Annotated in this window: 15 protein-coding genes; 5 read left to right on the top strand and 10 right to left on the bottom strand. The window is 39.5% G+C overall.

Features of this window, described 5'->3' with window-relative positions; all coding sequences use genetic code 11:
* Positions 1–721 precede the first annotated feature (721 nt).
* Positions 722–2,167, top strand: coding sequence for a cell wall anchor protein (locus IQ282_RS01035; protein ID WP_194850093.1), 1,446 nt, complete (start codon positions 722–724; stop codon positions 2,165–2,167).
* Positions 2,168–2,283: 116 nt separating this feature from the next.
* Here the strand turns inward: IQ282_RS01035 and IQ282_RS01030 are convergent, their stop codons facing one another.
* The 3 genes from IQ282_RS01030 to IQ282_RS01020 all read right to left on the bottom strand — a co-directional run bounded on the left by IQ282_RS01030 (position 2,284) and on the right by IQ282_RS01020 (position 7,464).
* Entirely contained in the window at positions 2,284–4,533 is a 2,250-nt protein-coding gene (locus tag IQ282_RS01030; protein ID WP_194850092.1) for a TonB-dependent receptor, read from the bottom strand.
* 155 nt (positions 4,534–4,688) lie between these two features.
* On the bottom strand, positions 4,689–6,089 hold the full coding sequence (gene lpdA / locus IQ282_RS01025) for a dihydrolipoyl dehydrogenase (RefSeq protein WP_194850091.1): 1,401 nt from the start codon (positions 6,087–6,089) through the stop codon (positions 4,689–4,691).
* A 64-nt stretch (positions 6,090–6,153) separates the two neighbouring features.
* Entirely contained in the window at positions 6,154–7,464 is a 1,311-nt protein-coding gene (locus IQ282_RS01020; protein WP_194850090.1) for an NAD(P)/FAD-dependent oxidoreductase, read from the bottom strand.
* Between the two features lie 120 nt (positions 7,465–7,584).
* On the opposite strand from IQ282_RS01020, the gene IQ282_RS01015 reads away from it, so the two are divergent.
* Together IQ282_RS01015 and IQ282_RS01010 are read left to right on the top strand one after the other, a co-directional pair.
* A complete protein-coding gene (locus IQ282_RS01015; RefSeq protein ID WP_194850089.1) occupies positions 7,585–8,079 on the top strand; it encodes an RNA polymerase sigma factor in 495 nt (164 codons plus the stop codon).
* A 2-nt stretch (positions 8,080–8,081) separates the two neighbouring features.
* Positions 8,082–8,723, top strand: coding sequence for a hypothetical protein (locus IQ282_RS01010; RefSeq protein WP_194850088.1), 642 nt, complete (start codon positions 8,082–8,084; stop codon positions 8,721–8,723).
* A gap of 2,260 nt (positions 8,724–10,983) precedes the next feature.
* Here IQ282_RS01010 and IQ282_RS01005 read toward each other — a convergent pair.
* The 7 genes from IQ282_RS01005 to IQ282_RS00975 form a co-directional block, all read right to left on the bottom strand.
* Positions 10,984–11,772, bottom strand: a complete 789-nt coding sequence (locus IQ282_RS01005; RefSeq protein WP_194850087.1) for a TPM domain-containing protein — start codon at positions 11,770–11,772, stop codon at positions 10,984–10,986.
* Complete coding sequence (locus tag IQ282_RS01000; protein WP_194850086.1) at positions 11,769–12,209, bottom strand: TPM domain-containing protein; 441 nt, start codon at positions 12,207–12,209, stop codon at positions 11,769–11,771. The genes IQ282_RS01005 and IQ282_RS01000 overlap by 4 nt, the downstream gene beginning before the upstream one ends.
* A 2-nt stretch (positions 12,210–12,211) precedes the next feature.
* Positions 12,212–12,838, bottom strand: a complete 627-nt coding sequence (locus IQ282_RS00995) for a LemA family protein (RefSeq protein WP_194850085.1) — start codon at positions 12,836–12,838, stop codon at positions 12,212–12,214.
* Positions 12,839–12,914: 76 nt separating this feature from the next.
* Positions 12,915–13,721: an ABC transporter substrate-binding protein gene (locus IQ282_RS00990; protein ID WP_194850084.1), complete on the bottom strand. Its 807-nt coding sequence runs from the start codon at positions 13,719–13,721 to the stop codon at positions 12,915–12,917.
* Positions 13,721–13,876 (bottom strand): SsrA-binding protein, encoded by a 156-nt coding sequence (locus IQ282_RS00985; protein ID WP_194850083.1) that lies wholly within the window; start codon positions 13,874–13,876, stop codon positions 13,721–13,723. Before IQ282_RS00985 ends, IQ282_RS00990 begins: the two co-directional genes overlap by 1 nt.
* A gap of 553 nt (positions 13,877–14,429) precedes the next feature.
* Entirely contained in the window at positions 14,430–17,606 is a 3,177-nt protein-coding gene (locus IQ282_RS00980) for a M56 family metallopeptidase (RefSeq protein WP_194850082.1), read from the bottom strand.
* 2 nt (positions 17,607–17,608) lie between these two features.
* Positions 17,609–17,968 (bottom strand): BlaI/MecI/CopY family transcriptional regulator, encoded by a 360-nt coding sequence (locus tag IQ282_RS00975; protein ID WP_194850081.1) that lies wholly within the window; start codon positions 17,966–17,968, stop codon positions 17,609–17,611.
* Positions 17,969–18,227: 259 nt separating this feature from the next.
* On the opposite strand from IQ282_RS00975, the gene IQ282_RS00970 reads away from it, so the two are divergent.
* Both IQ282_RS00970 and IQ282_RS00965 read left to right on the top strand, forming a co-directional pair.
* The gene (locus IQ282_RS00970; RefSeq protein ID WP_194850080.1) at positions 18,228–18,698 is read left to right on the top strand and encodes a hypothetical protein; all 471 of its coding nucleotides are present in this window, start codon (positions 18,228–18,230) and stop codon (positions 18,696–18,698) included.
* Positions 18,688–18,894 carry a helix-turn-helix transcriptional regulator gene (locus tag IQ282_RS00965; RefSeq protein WP_194850079.1) on the top strand — a complete coding sequence of 69 codons (207 nt, stop codon included), beginning with the start codon at positions 18,688–18,690 and terminating at the stop codon, positions 18,892–18,894. The genes IQ282_RS00970 and IQ282_RS00965 overlap by 11 nt, the downstream gene beginning before the upstream one ends.
* Positions 18,895–18,905 lie beyond the last annotated feature (11 nt).

The following is an 18,905-nucleotide window of genomic DNA, read 5'->3' as shown; positions in this document are numbered from 1 at the left end:
GAGATATACAACAATTTTAGACCACACCTATCCAATCACATGCTCACACCACAACAGATGCATAAACAGAATAAACTCAAAAGAAAACAGTACAAATCAAAAAAGCTCAACGATGCTAGAATCGTTGAGCTTTAAGTAATAAATTTAATCCTTCAATAATCTGTATCGGTTATTTAGGACTAGACACACTTTAATATTTGCCTTCAAAAAGAATACTATAGTTTTTAATTCTTAACAAGTAATGCGCCTACAAAGCCCATTGAACGATTTACGTTTTCCAGACCAAAAACCAACTCTCTTAGACATTTTTAAAAGTACTGTCATCATACATCATGTATTACCTCAAGACCTGGATTAAAAAATAGATCTGGAAACGGATTTATAACCCTTAAAAAGACGTTTTCTAAACAAAAGTGAATTTGTATGTACAAATATAATTTAGACTTTCAGTATCGGAATCGTGATAAAGCCAAGATACTGTCAGCATTTATCAGCCTGCAACTAACTATATATTAATTTATTGCATATTTTTTAAATCCGATTATGTTATAAAAATTAAGGATAGGGTCAAAACAATACGCAGAAACCCAAAGTTATCTTTAAACCTAATTATCGTTTAAATACATTTATAGTAGCTTAAAGCACTGTTTTAAATGATTCATCTGTTAAAAGGCGTATTATTGTATTAGTAATTCTTATTATTAAACATAAAGGTTAACAAATGAAACAGATTTTATATTTTTTATGTTTTGGTATGATGATGCAGATCACTTGTACACAAGCTCAAGTAGGTATAGGTACCATAACTCCTGATGCAAGTTCGATGTTGGATATTAGTTCAACAACACAAGGTTTATTAGCGCCGAGGATGACGACGATGCAGCGGCTTGCCATTGCGAGTCCCGCTAAAGGTCTTCTCGTATTTGATACCACAGAGAACTCCTTTTTTTACTTTGAAAATACGGCATGGAGCTCACTGAGAACCGCAAAAATGCGAACAAAATACAAACTGGTACAAAGCGTTGCAGATCTTGAAGAGGAGTTGACTGGTGGTGTATATGTTTTAAAAACCGATTTTTTGTATGAGATTAATGGCAAGATATTTATCGACAACCCCATTGACTTAAATGGTGCATATATAGAAGGGGTAGATTCATCAGAGGATGTTCTAATCAACGTGTCGCCAGGAACGTTATTTGAGGGGTCAAAAGGAGGTGGAATACGTAATCTGACGGTATCAGGTGGCGGGAAACAAGTCTTTGATATTACAGGAACAGGATCTGAATTTCTCCTTATAACTAATACTATTTTTACTAGTGCAGGTAAGATTGGAAACTTATCAAAATTAGGCACTGTATTTTTTAGCGTGACTCAATATTTAAGCAATGCAGATGGGTTCACGGTGAATAATATTAATAACTTTTTTGTCAGTAATATCTTTTGGACTGAATCCAATTCGGGAACATTTATGGAGTTCACTGGTTCTTTTCAAGATCTTCAAATGAATGGCGGTCGCATAGTTGCAGATCTTGGAGAAACTGGTATTGATGTAAATTCAAACCCGACCATTGTAAATGATGCGACACTTTCACAGTTGAGTTTTGTAGGTGCGGGAACATTGGTTGAAAAATATACTACTGGCTCATATATCGGGTATAATTTCACTAATAATTGGAATGTTAATTGTTCCGGTATACCTACTGAAACAGATCAGGTGTCTACTGGGAATTTTTACTATGATGGTAATTTATCTACGGGATTTACCCAATCAATCGCCGGTGCAGCTGTTGAAATACAAGGAACCGGTAATTTTGTATCGTCTAATTTATTAAGGTTTTCAACGAACTCTACATCTGGAAACAATGAATTGATTTACGAAGGTAAAAAAACTCGTAACTTTCAAGTTAGTGCATCTCTTAGTGTTAGAGTCAATGGTGGCGGTGGTGACTTTTATGCATTTGCAATTGCAAAAAATAACAATATCGTTAATGAGACTAACAGCACGGTCAATGTTTTCAATGATACTCAAATACAAAATGTTTCTCTGAATGGTATCGTAACCCTTGCTCCTGGAGATAGGATACGAGTATTTGTGAATCGATTAACAAATAATAATACAAATCTAGACACTCTTTCGGTGTTCTCAGAAAATGTGGGTATACGTTAATATAGCACAAGATAGTCATGCTATTTAAGAGTTCCTGGTGTCGAGAAAGCAGACACAAAAAAATCCCGTTCCTTATTAAAGAACGGAATTTTCATTTTACTTAAAATGTCCCATCCTTAAAATCTAAACTGCAGCAACCCTCTTACAAAAAACGGAGTTCCGGGTGTGAAGTGAATTTCATCAACTGGGGCAGCTTCATTTGCCAGTCTTGTTTCCGTGGCAAATTGGGTTTCGTTCCATTCTACGTCAAACAAATTCTGAACGGCAACGCCCAGCCTTAAGCTTTTAGTAATGTCATAGTTTACATTCAAGTCAGATACAAAATAACCTTCTGCAACGACGCTGTTGTCTTCATTTGCAGCACGATCGGCGATATATCTGTAACGGAATCCAGCATTAAAGCCGTTCCAGTCTTTCAAACTTAATCCTCCCGTTGAAGTCCATTCTGGAGCTAGCGGTATAAAGTCTTGCCCATCTGGCTCGTTTACGGCTCTAGCATGTGCATAATTTAAGTTCCCATCAAGAAACAAGTGATTTGTCAACTGATAGCGAACACCCACATCAAAACCATAACGCTCTGTTTCTCCACTAGGCTCAACAATCCCAGCATCACCCACGTACACGAATTCCTGTTCTAAAAACAAATACCACAAGGCTGTATTTACAATCAGGCGATCGGTAGGCTTCCAGATGGAACCTAGGTCTGAACCGTAAGATTTAGGTAAAATATCATCTGCCGTTTGTTGTAATACGACTCGAGTATCGTTACTGTGAAAACCTATACCGTTTTTGAAATAGAGTTGGAAATCATCAGACACACGGTAATTAAAGTTCAATTTAGGCAATAAAGCCGTTTCCGTTTGTGACTGTGTATCGTACAACGCAGTAAGTGCATCTTTATAAGTAAACTTAAATCGCTCCAGACGCAATCCTGCATCTATTAAAAAGTCATTGACAAACCAGGTCGCGCCCACAAATGCAGAGGTGTTGGTTTCATTGATATCACCCAATTGAATATTCTCCAGTATCGTTCTGCGGTTCAAAGATCTGGAAAGTTCGCTGCCCTCGGTACGGTCATTGCGCAATCGTATTCCAGCAGTAAGATCCAGTCGATGACCTGATAATTCAGTTTCATAAGTATAAGCGGCATCAAATCCTGCAAGATCCCTAGACTCATTCTGTCTTATCTGGTCTCCATTTACTGGATCTTCTAGGAAGAATGTGAAATTAGAGAACAACAGAAAGTTGTAATTGGAATAATAAGCATGAGTGCTAAATTTTTCTTTGTCACTAATCGCAAAATCATAGTTGATGTTTACATTAGTTCTAGAAGTTTCTCCACCTTCTGTATCGTCAATAGCACCAAATCTTCCAATCAAACCTCTATCGATAGCACGCTGTGGAATTTGCCCACTGGCATCCCACTCACTATCAAAACGAGCGATGCTAACGCCCAGTTCGTTTCCGTTATCAGAAATATAATTAAGCTTTCCGAAAAGATTGATGCGGTCAAAATTCTGAGGACTTTCAAAAGGCCCATCAAAGGTTAAATATTCTGTTGCGATATATGCGCTGGTATTGGAATTATCCACCACTTGAACCAGGCCTACATAACGCTGGTAGTTAAAGTCTCCTATTTCTGCACTGATAATATTTTCTCGTACGTAATCCTTAGTGCGGAAATCTACATGTCCAGCCGTGGCAAAATTCCCGATCGTCTTATCGTAGCTCCCTTTGCCATAAGAAATATCTTCAACGGTTTCTGGGATTACAAAGTGTAAATCTGCATAACCTTGACCGTGTGCGTGGGATACCATATTTACCGGCATACCGTCTACACTTATGGCGACATCTGTACCGTGGTCAATGTCAAAACCGCGCAAGAATAATTGCTCTGCCTTACCACCACCAGCGTGCTGCCCTATGAATAATCCAGGAACGGATCGCAGTACTTCTTGAGTAGAAGTCACTGGATTTACAGCGAGATCTGCCTGCGTTAATGTATTTAAAACATCCACTTCATTAGTAATAGTAACGGCCTCTAGATCAATGGCGGCTTCCATCAATACAATTTGTAGCACTTCAGATTCGTCTGTTATCGCTTTCGCGAAAGCGGCATAACCCAGCTTAGAGAACTTTAATTCATCACCATTTTCCACCTCATCAATAGAAAAATAACCTGCAGCATTTGTATGGGTATGTGAGCCAGTTGTAGCGTTGACGATATACACACCTTTAATAGGGCGGTCGTTTGCATCCATAACAACACCAGTAATGGTGTGGGCAAATAGAAGGTTTGTAACTAGTAAGAATAGGATAATGAGATACTTTTTCCCAATATCGAGCAGCGTAAAATGATTTTTCATAAGCAATTTAAAAGGTTGATATAGATACGTGTAAAGATTAAATTCGGTTCATGAGCAATTGTTAAAGAAATCTAAACGCAGTGAATTCGTACAATCTTAAGCATATAAAAGCCGGCTTTACAACCGGCTTTGTAATAATTAGATTTTGATAATAACTATACGTGAATGGCACGATCCTCCGTTGCTGCCAGTGCTGCTTCCTTTACAGCTTCAGCATAAGTAGGATGCGCGTGAGACATGCGGGCAATATCCTCAGCACTCGCACGGAATTCCATAGCGGTAACGGCTTCAGCAATTAAATCTGCCACTCGAGCGCCTATCATGTGAACTCCTAAAACCTCGTCTGTAGATGCGTCAGCCAGGATTTTCACGAGTCCGTCTGTATCTCCAGAAGCTCTGGACCTTCCCAAAGCTCTCATCGGGAATTGGCCCAATTTGTAATCTACTCCAGCTTCTTTTAGTTCTTCTTCTGTCTTTCCAACGCTGGCAACTTCTGGCCACGTATAAATCACATTTGGAATCAAATTATAATTAACGTGTGGTTTTTGACCGGCAATAGTTTCTGCTACAAAAACCCCTTCTTCTTCCGCTTTATGGGCAAGCATGATACCACGAACTACATCACCTATCGCATAGATATTATCGACATTGGTTTGCATGTGATCGTTAACATCCACTTGTCCACGCTCGTTTATTTTAATTCCTGCTGCAGCAGCGTTTAGTTTATCAGTATAAGGACGTCGACCTACAGAAACCAAGGCATAATCTCCCTTGAATTCTACTTCCTCACCTTTCTTATTTTTTGCAGTAACGGTAACTTCATCACCATTGCGCTCTACTTTATTAACCGCATGAGAAAGTTGGAATTTCACACCTTGCTTCTTCATGACTTTCATCAACTCTTTAGAAAGTGATTTATCCATGGAGGCTGCAATGCGGTCTAGATATTCAATAACCGTAACTTCTGCTCCTAGTCTTCTATACACCTGACCCAACTCTAATCCTATCACACCACCACCTATAACGATCATGTGTTTAGGGATTTCTTTAAGTGTAAGTGCCTCTGTAGAAGTGATCACTCTTTCTTTATCAAGTGTGATAAAAGGCAAATTTGCTGGTTTAGAACCCGTTGCAATAATGATCTTTTTAGCTTCAATCGTTTCTGACTTTTCACCATCAATTTTAATGTGGGTGGCGTCTACAAAAGATCCCATTCCAGTAAAAACATCGATTTCGTTTTTCTTCATTAGATAAGCCACACCATCACAAGTTTGTTTAACGACGCTCGCTTTACGGGCGATCATTTTTTCAAAATTGATCTTGATGTCTCCAGGAATCTCTATACCGTGTTCTTCAAAATGCTTTGTCGCATCTTCATAGTGGTGTGAGGAATCTAGCAAGGCTTTAGAAGGAATACAACCTACATTGAGACAAGTCCCACCTAGTGTGTCGTATTTTTCAATAATTGCTGTTTTCAATCCTAGTTGTGCACAGCGTATTGCGGCTACATAGCCACCTGGTCCAGAACCTATTACTGCTACATCGTATGTACTCATAAGTGTGTTTTCTGCTTGTTAGAAAGGATTACAAAGATAGCAAAGCCTAGCTAGATGGACATAATCATTCTTGGATTTCGCTTACCGTTTCAGGTACCTCAATCTTCTTGCTGTAAGGTCTGATAATCAATCGCGCTGCACGGTCAAAATTGAAATAATTGTAGGTCCAGTTAAGAAATACTACAATCCTATTGCGGACTCCTACCAGAAAATATAAATGAACAGCTAACCACGCAAACCAGGCCGGGAAACCGCCTAAGGTAAATTTGCCAATATCTGCTACCGCTTTATTTCTGCCGACTGTGGCCATAGAACCCTTATCAAAATAAGAAAATGGTTTCATCTCCTTATCCTGAATCATGCGGATTAAGTTTTTGGCGAGATGGTTTCCTTGTTGGATGGCCGGTTGAGCCACCTGTGGGTGACCATCAGGAAACTCCTCAGTCTTCATCAATGCAATATCACCTATCGCAAAAACATTTTTAGTTTCCTTTACTCTATTGAACTCGTCCACGTGTAAACGTCCCGATCTTCCCGCAATTGATAAATCATGAAACCCTTCTGGACAATTACCTGTCACACCAGCACTCCAGATAAAGGTTCCTGTTTCCAGCTTCATACCGCTTTTTGTGATTACGGTTTCGTTTTCATAATCGGTTACCAGTTCGTTTAAATGAATCTGAACACCCAGTTTCCTCAAATATTTTTCTGCTTTTTTAGAAGCCGTTTCACTAAATGGTGGCAATACTCTATCTGCACCGTCCAGTAAATGGATTTCCATAAAATCTGCATTTAAATCAGGATAATCGTTCTTAATCACACCCTTTTTAAACTCCGCAAAAGCACCTGAGAGTTCTACTCCCGTTGGGCCAGCGCCAGAAATGACAATGCGCATGAGTTTTTGCTGCTCATTGACATCGTCTGTTATCGTTGCCTTTTCTAGATTTTGCAGCATCAAGCTACGTATGTCCAGTGACTGTGGCACCGTTTTCATGGGTAAGGCGTTGTGTTCAATTTTCTTATTCCCAAAGTAGTTCGTTTTTGTTCCCGTGGCAACGATTAAATAATCATAATCGATATCACCTATGCTTGTAGTAATTGAGTTTTCTGCGAGGTTGACACGCTCCACTTCCGCTAGACGGAATAAGTAATCGTGTGTTTCATCAACGATACTGCGCAATGGAAATGCGATGGAATCTGGCTCAAGACCGCTGGTAGCTACTTGATATAATAAGGGCTGGAAGGTGTGATAATTGTGCCGATCTATTAATACGACCTGAAATTTGTGTTCTGTTAGCTTTCGCGAAAGCGAAACTCCACCAAAACCACCACCTATAATAACGACTCTTGGATTCTGACTGGCGGGAAGCTGCATGTTGGTTTTTTTTTAAAATTAAGGCAAGTACACTAATATCAACGGAGGCTTAACAATCTTTTCTTAACCTTGTAACGCCATGATAATTTTTGACACTAATCTTTTAACCAAACCATGCCAGTGAGTTCAAATCTCGAAAAAGAATTTGTCGAACAGCTAGAAGCAAATCAGAATATTGTCCATAAGATCTGTAGACTTTATACAGACAACCAAGATGCGCACAATGATCTGTTTCAAGAAGTTACCATACAACTGTGGAAGGCTTACCCCAAATTTAGGGGCGATTCTAAGTTTTCAACATGGATGTATCGGGTTGCGTTAAATACGGCAATTACTTTATATCGTAAGTCTAAACGCCGGGTTCCCACCCAGCGCTATGAAACGGTAGAATTCAAGATTGAAGACACTACTGAAAATGACGAAACCATGGAGCAGCTCACATTGCTTTACGGTGCCGTAAAACAGCTGAATGATATTGAAAAGGCATTAGTCTTTCTATATCTGGAAGATAAAAATTATCGTGAAATAGCGGAAACGCTAGGAATAAGCGAGGTAAATGCCCGAGTGAAGATGAACAGGATCAAAACGAAATTAACAAATATTATAAATCCATAACTATGGATCAATTAGATATACTCAAATCAAAATGGCAATCGCAACAGCGCGATTTCCCTAAATACTCGCAAGATCAACTGACTGGCTTACTGGCAAGACGTTCCAGCAGTATTGTTAAATGGATCTTTTATATAGGGATTGGGGAGTTTGCGCTTCTTACTGTTTTAAATTTATTTTTAATGGATAGCGAGCAGCATGATAAATATATCACGATGTTGGGTAAACCTCTTTACTTTGGATCTTATGTTTTTAGTTATGTGATCGTTATATTTTTCATTTATAAATTTTGGAGAAATTACAAAAATATTTCTGCAGATCAACCAGCACGCAAGCTGATGAAAAACATTCTAAAAACCAGACGCACGATGAAGTGGTACATCTGGTTCAACCTCTCCTATGTGATGATTTTTGGAATTATAGCAGCAATCCTAGTTCTATTTAATGACCCACAACTTTCTGATTTAATTCACTCAGATAAGTTCCTCGAGCACAAATTTAAATTTATGGCTGGTTACATTGCCATTATGATTGCTTTTTTCGCCGTATTCTGTGGACTGCTTTACGGTATTTACAGTCTGATATACGGGATTTTACTGAGAAGGCTCAACAAGAATTATCAAGAACTCAAAAAGATAGAAGTCTAAGGTTTTTAAGACCTATAAGAAAACGCTGGAAAAACGAATGAAGTTTTTCCAGCGTTTTTTTTGTGGTGATATATCCTATGTTATTTGGTAAAGCTTAAAGATTTTGATATTGATTTTCAGAATTTACTCTTATGAAGGTCGCATTGCCCTCGGCATTTCCTCCTAACAAAAATAAAAACAAATGAAAATCAAATACAAAATCAATCACTCTTGCGCAAGCCTGCTTTGTCTTGGACATTTCCTCCGGCAGAGGAAACAAGATGCGAGAGGTTCACTGGAATGACTTAAATAAGAAAAATGTATCGTCTTCCCTCCAAGGAAGATAAGATATGGAAACTCCAAATCCCGTAATCATATCGAGCGAAAGTCGAGAAATGGTTTGTTCAAGATTTCTTTTGTTTTGCGATTCACTCTTGCGGAAGCCTCCTTTGTCTTCGACATTTCCTCCGGTAGAGGAAACAAGAATATTTACAATCATAATCCTTAAATTGAAGGGGGAACTAAAAAACGGCTCCTCGCCTCAGAAGAGGAGAGGACAGATCGGTCTCGTCGTTCACGGCGATCCGATCAGGAGTGGTTGAAAGTGCAGGATTTGAACTTTGAAAAGCTAATCTTGCGTAGGCCCCATTGCCTTCGGCATTTCTTCCGAATTAAAAATAATAACAAAATGAAAAACATTCACTCTTGCGCAAGCCTCCTTTGTCTTCGACATTTCCTCCGGTAGAGGAAACAAGATGCGAGAGGTTAGCCAGATTTGATTTCAAGATTTTAGAACTTTTCTCCAACCCATCTGATCCTGGGGAATTTCCCAAAAGGGAAACAAGAATATTTACAATCATAACCCTTAAATTGAAGGGAAACTAAAAAACGGCTCCTCACCTCAGAAGAGGAGAGGATAGATCGGTCTCGCAGTTCACGGCGATGCGATCAGGAGTGGTTGAAAGTGCAGAATTTGGACTTTGAAAAGCTACTCTTGCGCAGGCCCTATTGCCTTCGGCATTGCCTCCGGACAAAAATAAAAACAATCACTCTCGCGCTGGCCTCCTTTGCCTTCGGCATTTCCTCCGATGGAGGAAACAAGATGTGAGAGTTTAGCCGGGTTTTCGGTTGAAAACCTTTAGCATGTTCCAACCCATCTGCCCGTTGGGCATCTTCCCTAAGGGAACAAATAAGTACTGAGAAATCCAACTATTGGAAAGCAAGCATTATAATACCTCTTCCTTTGGGAAGACTGGAGATGGGTGTTTCGGTCTTCAACAGGAATCGGGAACATCTACCTTCAACAAATAAGTCATTTGTCTTACGTCACGAGAGTTTCCGAAGGCAACGCGAGTCATCTTTTGTCAACCCTCGGTCGTCAATACGTCGGTCCATCAAAAAAACTTACTCTCGCGCAAGCCTCCATTGTCTTCGACATTTCCTCCGGCAGAGGAAACAAGATGCGAGAGGCTTGCTGGGTTTTCGGTTGAAAATCCTTAGCGTGATCCAACCCATCTGCCCGTTGGGCATCTTCCCAAAGGGAAGAAATAAGTACTGAGAAATCCAACTATTGGAAAGCAAGCATTATAAAACCTCTTCCTTTGGGAAGACTGGAGATGGGTGTTTCGGTCTTCAATAGGAATCGAGAACATCTACCTTCAACAAATAAGTCCTTTGTCTTACGTCACGAGAGTTTCCGAAGGTAACGCGAGTCATCTTTTGTCAACCGTCGGTCGTCAATACGTCGGTCCATCAAAAAAGCTTACTCTCGCGCAAGCCTCCTTTGTCTTCGACATTTCCTCCGGCAGAGGAAACAAGATGCGAGAGGTTCACGGACTTATAGAATAAAGTGTATTGTCTTCTCTCGAGAAAAGATAAGATTAGGGTATTTGTCGAGAATTTGAAGTAATGTCAGTATCAGCGGATTTGTATTTCGTATCCTTAATGGTTTTCTACTACACAACTGTTCTCGACTGCGCTCGAACTGACATTGAAAATCAAATATTACACTTATAACGTTGAGAATAAACAATCATAAATAGCAAAACCAAATCGATAATCGCATTAAGCCTAATGGTATTATGAAATTGTGGCGCTGTTAAACCACATAACCATAATCGACATTTTGACCAGCTAAAAGTAGCGCTGCGCTCGAACTGACATTTGATTTATAGATGTAAATAACAGCAAACAAGATTTTTGTGACTTCACGAACAACACAAGTTTGGGATTTGTGATTTCACGAGCGCAGCGAGTTTGAGATTTGCAAGCTTCGCTTGCTTTACCATCCACCGCTGGCGCCACCGCCACCGAAACCGCCGCCGCCGAAGCCACCTCCAAAACCGCCACCGCCGCTGAAACCACCGCCTGAGCCTCCTCCAAAACCGCCGCGTCCTAGACTGCTCAAAACAATGATGTCTAGAAGTGAAGAACCTATTCCGTTACCGCCGTTCTTGCCACCACCTTTGTTTCTTCTGATGCTCATCACAATCACGAAAATGATGAACCCGATAAAGATGATCGCTTGCACAGGTATTCCGCTTCCTTTGGAGAAATCTCTTCCTTCTTTAAACTCTCCATTTAACGCGGCAAAAATGGCGTCTGCTCCCTGATCGAGACCGGCGTAAAAGTTTCCTTGTTTAAAATTGGGGATTATAATGCGGTTAATGATACGCTCTGACATGAGATCTGTCAATCGATACTCTATGCCATATCCAGTACCTATGTCAACGCGACGATCACCATGAGATAATAAAATTAGGATTCCATTATCCTCGTCAGCCTGACCTATACCCCATTCCTGTCCCCAGCGAGCTGTTAATAGACTTATATCCTCACCATTAGTTGATTCAATAATTGCGAAAACAATCTGGGTGCTCGTGCTGTCTGCATAACGGACTAATTTTTCTTCCAATGCTGATTTTTGTCCAGCGTCCAATAAATCAATATAATCGTAAACCGAGGTTTGCGAACTAAGACTCGATGGTTTTTTGGGAATTTCAAATTGCGCACTTACTGCACTTGATATAAGCACAACTACTAGTAATATGTATTTTTGAATTTGCTTCAACTGGTCGTTATCTGGTCTGGTAATTCGTTTACATCGTCATTATCCCATGGAAAATGTACCGCAAGTTTTTCTCCCGCCATTTGTATTCCTGCAACTAGACCACTTTTAAACTCGCTTTCGCGAAAGCGGACTTCCATAACATCTTTAATGCTGTTCCAGAATCCATCGCCCACGTGAGCGTGAATTCCCGTATCGCCCAACACGGCAAATTTGCGTGCATCGATCGCTAGATAGAAAAGAACGCCGTTAGCCTGTTTTGTATTATCCATTTTAAGCAGGTGAAAGATTTCTTGCGCACGATCATAGACATCGCCCTCACAATCACTCTCCAGGTGAACGCGTATCTCGCCACTGGTAAGCTTTTCTGAAGCACGAATGCTATCTACAACTTGCTGCTCTTCTGCAGCCGTAAGAAATTGTTCTACCTTACTTTCCATATTTAATTATCAAATAAGTCACCCACTTTAGGCGCATTCTGTGCACCTTCATCTGCCTGGAAGTAAGGAGACTCATCAAATCCTAACATGGAGGCAAATACAGATCCTGGGAATTTTTTGATGCGGGTATTGTAAACACGAACATCTTCATTGTAGCGGTTGCGTTCTACGTTAATACGATTTTCAGTACGTTCCAGTTCGTTAATCAATTCTTTAAAGTTTTCGTTTGCCTTTAAATCTGGATAGTTCTCATAAGTCGCTAACAAACGTCCTAAACCGCTGGAAACTGCACCTTGCGCCTGGCTGAATTGCTGTATCTGGTCTGCCGTTAAGTTAGAGGCATCAACTTGAATGCTTGTTGCTTTTGCACGTGCTTCAATAACTTGTGTTAACGTTTCCTGTTCAAACTCTGCATACTGTTTTGCAGTGGAAACAATGTTGGGAATCAAGTCAGAGCGTCGTTGATAGCTACTCTCCACGTTTGCCCATTGTTTTGTAACCGTTTCACGCTCTGTTACCGTGCTGTTATTCCATGAAATCCCATAGATCACACCTATGATGATCAACACCACAATACCGATTCCCACCAAAGCACCGATACCTAAACCTGCAATTTTACCGTTGTTCATTATTTATATTTTATTAATTAGTTGATTTGTTTTGAAGGCTCAAAGCTACGATTTATCACTCAAATTATGTAAGATTTCAGGTCCCTGTTCTCTTATTCAACTCGATGAGATAATCTGGTGTTTTTAGCAACCTGCTGCCGTACCATGAAAAAATCTCGCCATCAACTATTGTACATACAGGCTGTTTTTTGTTCGCTTTCGCGAAAGCGGAACAGAGCTCCATCCCATCTTCAACTTTAAAATTATAAGGCTCTGACGATAGTAATATTACATCTGGCGCCAGATTGAGAACCTCTTGAATATTGAGCTGAGGGTAGCGAGTTTGATTTTTCAAAACGTTATCAAACCCTGCCTTTTCCAGCATATTATGAATAAACGTATCGTTTCCAACACTCATATAAGGATCTTTCCAGATTAGGTATAATGCTCGATTTTTAAGTTTTGGGTTTGGAAGATCTTGAAAAGCCAATTTGATTTTCGCCGTAATTTCGTCCGCCTGCTTTCTGGTTTGCGTTAGTGTTCCCACCTGCTCAATCATTTCTAGTGAATCTTCTAATGTTGAAATATCAGAAACATAGGTAGACGCAATAGATTCACAGAAATCCACGATCTGCTTTGTGTTTTCCTCTTTATTGCAAATGATAAGGTCAGGCTGAAGCTCTTTGATTCGTTTTTCAACAATCTTCTTTGTTCCTCCCACGACCCTTTTTTCTTTTACCGCCCGTTCTGGATGAACGCAAAACCTGGTAACGCCCACAATCTTATCTTCCAATCCTAGATCGTACAGCAGCTCGGTTTGCGAGGGAACCAGCGTGATAATACGTTGGGGACTTGATGATAAACGAACGATTCTACCGCATTGATCTGTGATTTCAACCGCCATTAATCCAGTGCATTTTTAGTCACCCATGTTTTGTAACCTATGAGTGCCATCTGGAACTTTGAGGCTTTGGCGAGATCAAAGTCTTCGTCCTTACTGTAACTAGGAAGAATTGTCTTATTTAGTTTTGAAAGGGCTTTGAAAATAAATTGTTTCATAGTGCTAAATCTAAGGGATTTAGCGGTAGGCATTTGCTAAGAAAAATGAAAAGTTGACGACCGACTAGCGCTATTGTCGCTGCGCTTCAACCTTGCTGACGATTGACGACAGACAGATTTAAGATAATCATCCGGCTTAGAACTTCTGAAAGAATTGACAAAAGACGGGCGTGGTTGTCGCTGTGCCCCAACCTTGCTGACGTAAGACGTAAGACAAAAAGATAACGGAGAAGTGGCGTTGATGTCGCTGCGTTTCATCTTAGCTAACAGGCAGAAAATTGACATACGACTGGCGTGGTTGTCGCTGCGCTCCAACCTTGCTGACGTAAGACGTAAGACTAAAACACTTTGGCCTTAAAGGGCAGACTGAAGTCTGCCCTTTAGAAAAAAATCTTGTTTTATGTTGCGACTGTGATTCTCCCTCAGAAAAAGTCTATCGTCAACCGTCGACCAGTCGGTCGCCACGAGATTAGTCGTACATCTGTCACGAGGGTTTCCGAAGGAAACACGAGTTGTCTTTTGTCTGTTGTCAATCATCTAAGAATCTGTCGTCCTAGTAATTTACAGTAGAAACCTTAGGTTTACTTCCTTTACCTTCAATTTTAATGGTCAGGGATTTAATACCTTTATTGGTTTGGAATGTGTAGGTGGTGCCATCAAGATCAAATTTCAATTTTGAGATGTTGTTCCCGCTTTTACGAAAGGTTCTAAGGTCCATATCCACTCCCATCATTTCTTTAAGAACTGACTTGAGTTCTAATAGATCCTCCTCATTAAAATCTTTCAATGTAACTGCAAAAGGACCAACTGTTGTAGAAATAAATGATGATGAAGCTGATTTAGAATAGGTTTGAGACTCTGATTCCTGCTTTCTTTCTTCATAAGCACTCATCCTCTCATTTTTTATTTCTTCTCTTTGGGATTTAAGCTGTTCTCTTCTTTCTTCATAATTCTTCTTGAGACTATCCCCATTTTGTTTTATAGTTCCTATTAAAGAATCCTTCGTTTTATTCCTGCGAGAATAAATACTCTCCACCCTCTTCTTATTCTTGTTGGAAATATACTTATCCGCTTTAGTCGTCACTACAATAACACCATTTTTGCCCTTTTCCCCCCAGAGCGAGGTGGCCTTTTCACCTTTTAATATCCGTACCGACTCCAATGTTTCTGGTTTCATTTTTGAAAAAACACCCTTGTTTACCGACTTACCATTAATAACATACAATGCATCTGGATAGGTTTCAAGGTTAACTTTAGTAGTTAAAATTACCACTCCATTTTTTCCTTTACCACCATATAATGAAGTAGCCGACTCATCCTTCAAGACACTAACTGATTCGATATGGGTTGGATTTAATTTCTCAACAATTCCTTGTTTTGTTTCTACTCCGTTTAAAATAAAGAGTGGTTGAGTTCTATCAGAGAATCGATTACCAAAAACTTGAGGCTCAGAAGCATCTAGATTATTTAAATCGTATTTAATGGAATCAATTGAAGTGAATGTTGCATTGCCCGATGAATAAGTCACGCTAGAATTACCGAACATCATGGAATCCCGCTGCATCTTATTTAGACTGAGCTGTAGGTTCGTTGTCGCCTTACCTAAAACACGTTGCAATGAATCCATGTTTAGGGAACTCAATTTTTTTTCGGCTTCTGCTAATCTTACTTTTAAATCCTCACTTATCTCATCACTATTAAATTTTGAGAGGTCGGATTGCAAATCACGGAGCGTTTTTTTCAAAGAACTCATTTCTTTTTCGCTAATCGTCAACTTCATTTTTGTCAAATCGAGATCTTGGATACTTCCAAAAATGGCGTTCATTTTCTCGTCAGAACTATTCAGAGAAACGCGTATATCATCACAATTCCCCATACTCCAACTTTTTTTATTCTCCTCGATAATTCCTTTAATACAAATAGGATCTATTGGTTCGCTACTTTTTAAATTTTGGGAGGTTTTAAATCCGCGATTGTCGTCTAATTCGATCTTAATTCTAACAATTTTCCCGTCGTTGTATTGTAGGTTGCTGATTTTTAGATCCACATTGTGGTCTTCTTTTAGCTGTTTTGTCATACGGTCAAAGCTTTCTTGTGTGGTTGTAGGCGAGATCGTAAAGCGAACCTGGTCAACAGTTGTGCTTGCTTTTTTTACAGAATTGTAAGTCCAGTCCTCACTAGTCATTTTCACACCAGAAGTTTTATCCATCTGATATGTATCGTGAGAAGTATCATCATTAATTCTTAATGTATCCTTAGAAACCTTTAATAAAATCAATGCGCTTTTTGTGTTTGAAATAGGCAGTTTAATTGTTCTATTAAAACCATTAATGTCAAAAGCTGCAGATACAGATAGGCTTATGGCTCCTTTTTCATCCTTGACTTTTTCAAGTTTGATTTCATAATTTGCAAAATCATTGATTTGCTTGACGTAGGCTTCAAGATCTGTATTTGATGTGGTTGATGAAATATCAAACTCTTTAGTTACCTCTTTTAATGATAAACCAGCTTTAGTTATACTTTGGATGGAACCACTCTTTTCATCAATTATAGAAAGTTCGTCCTTAGAGACGGACAGTTTGATATCCATTTCTTGCGGGTAATTGCTTTGAGAGCCGTCATCATCTGCATTTTTAAAATCCACGCTAATCGATGTCATGGGTTTTCCATCTATCACAATTCGGTTGATGATTATATTATAGCTAGCAAAGCGATTAATAAGTTTAGTATAGGAAGCTAATTCTGCTTTTGATGTTTCTGACGTTATATCAAACTCTAAACGCTCGCTAGAGTCGGCATTTTCTAGAGTCATCGAGTCAACAAACATTTCTGGCTCTATTTTACTCTTAACATATTCCGTCTTAGTCACCGTATTAAAACTATACAGGAACAAAACAATGACCGGTAGTATGAGCGCATATTTGTAGGCGTTCCACTTTTTTGAGGTTTCTTTTTGAAGCATTTGGATTCTTTTTTTAATGAATGGGGTGAAAAAATTATTGGCCAGTGCTGGTTGCATGTGGCTGGCGGCGCTGGATAGTAGGGTACGTTCGTAGCTTATGCCGCTGGTGTTTTCAACTTTGGCAGTCGCATCTGCTATAAATTCTAGGTTCTCACCTATCTGTCGTTTGAGCAACCACGCCATCGGATTCATCCAGAATACCGCACAATAAATATGAGTAAGTAATAAGTCAACGCTGTGCCACTCGCGAGCATGAACTTGCTCGTGTTTGAAGATCAATTGTGTAGCAGCGGTGTTCTCTTCTTTTTCATAAAAACAGATATAATTAAAGAAACTGAATGGAGTTACCTTTCGCGAAAGCGATATTCTCACAAACCCATCTTCCCTCCTTCTTTTTCCAGAGTTGATCAAACGGCGCAAAGACAGCAATTCCACCACCATTTTACCCAGAAAAAATAGGCTGATCGATACGTAAAGTAACAGCAACACTTGGCTAAAATTGATGAGCGGCTCTGCAATGGATTCCTGCAATACATAAGCCATGGGCGATAGGATTTGCTGTGGTGACACGACCGTTTCTGGACGCTCTATATAGACGGTTTGCGTGATTTCAATCAAAGGAAATGCGATACTTGCCAGCATGCCAAATAGTAAAAACCAACGGTTTGCCTTGAAAAAGGTCAAACGGCGCAGTAGGAAATGATAAATAAGGGCGAAGATGCTAAGGACGCCGGCGCTTTTCAATAGGTACGAGAGGATTTCTTCCATGGCTAGTCTTCTTTAGATTCAATCATTTCAAGTATTTCGCGCAATTCTGTCGCGCTGATTTTTTCCTCCCGAGCAAAAAACGAGACCATATTTTTATAAGAATCGTTGAAGTAACTCGTCATCGCGTTGTTTACAAATTTGTTGCGGTAGCTTTCCTTCTCTACCATCGGGAAATATTGATGCGTTTTTCCAAAAGCATCATACCCCACAAAACCCTTTTCCTCCAGCTTGCGCACTACGGTTGATATGGTATTGTAATGATTTGAACCGTCCAATTGTGGCACGATTTCCTTAACGAAAGCCTTTTCCAGATGCCATAGCACCTGCATGACTTCTTCTTCTTTTTGGGTTAGTTTTTCCATGTTTTGTTCTTTTGGGCGTTCCCGCAGTTGATAACCGCGTTCGGATTTTCACCGCTAAAAGGTAGCTGTTCCAACTGCCTGCCAGAAAAATAACTGGCAGATACTCAACGCATTTCAAACATATAACTATTAATATAGTTATCAAACTATTTTTTTAGTTATTTAACTAAAAGAGTCGTTTTCAAAATTTTAAGTAAAATAAACAATACTATTTGTAAAGTTTGTTTTACTTTTAGTCTCTCATTTTAATATTTTTCTCATGAAATCAATTTATTTATTTCCTCATACGTTTAAAAAAATCGGCTTGTTTCTTTTTCTTCCCTGTTTCATGTTGCTCATTTTATTCCAGTTTTACGACAGCCCCAGCTTTATGGAGTTCACTATTTGGACTCCAATTACCGACGATTTTCTAACAAAAACGAATCCCACGCATTGGATCAAAAATAATTTGACCGACGAAATCTTGAGCATTACCGCCATTATAGGTGGTCTTTTTATCGCTTTTTCCAAAGAAAAACAGGAAGATGAGCTCATCAACGAGGTTAGAAAATCATCCTTAATCTGGGCAGTATATGTCAATTATGGATTCTACATATTGATGACGATACTAGTTTACGGGTTTGACTTTCTAAATGTATTGTTGTTGAATGTATTTACCTTGTTAATCGTATTCATAGTACGTTTTGAATGGTATAAAAACAAACTTAAATCTTCCATGGATGACGAATAACCTAAAAGTATGGCGCGCTAAGTTTTCGTATACCCAACAAGATCTCGCCGATAAAATCCAGGTGAGCCGGCAAACCATCAACGCGATGGAAAAGGGAAAGTATGTCCCATCAACGGTTCTTGCGTTAAAGCTGGCTAGCGTTTTTGAAGTGGAAGTAATGGAGATTTTTAACTTGGAGGATTCTGACTGGAACTAGATGTAACAGAT

This window comes from Nonlabens antarcticus (assembly GCF_015356755.1).
Classification (GTDB): Bacteria; Bacteroidota; Bacteroidia; order Flavobacteriales; family Flavobacteriaceae; genus Nonlabens; species Nonlabens antarcticus.
This window is presented reverse-complemented; position numbering and strand designations above follow the sequence as displayed.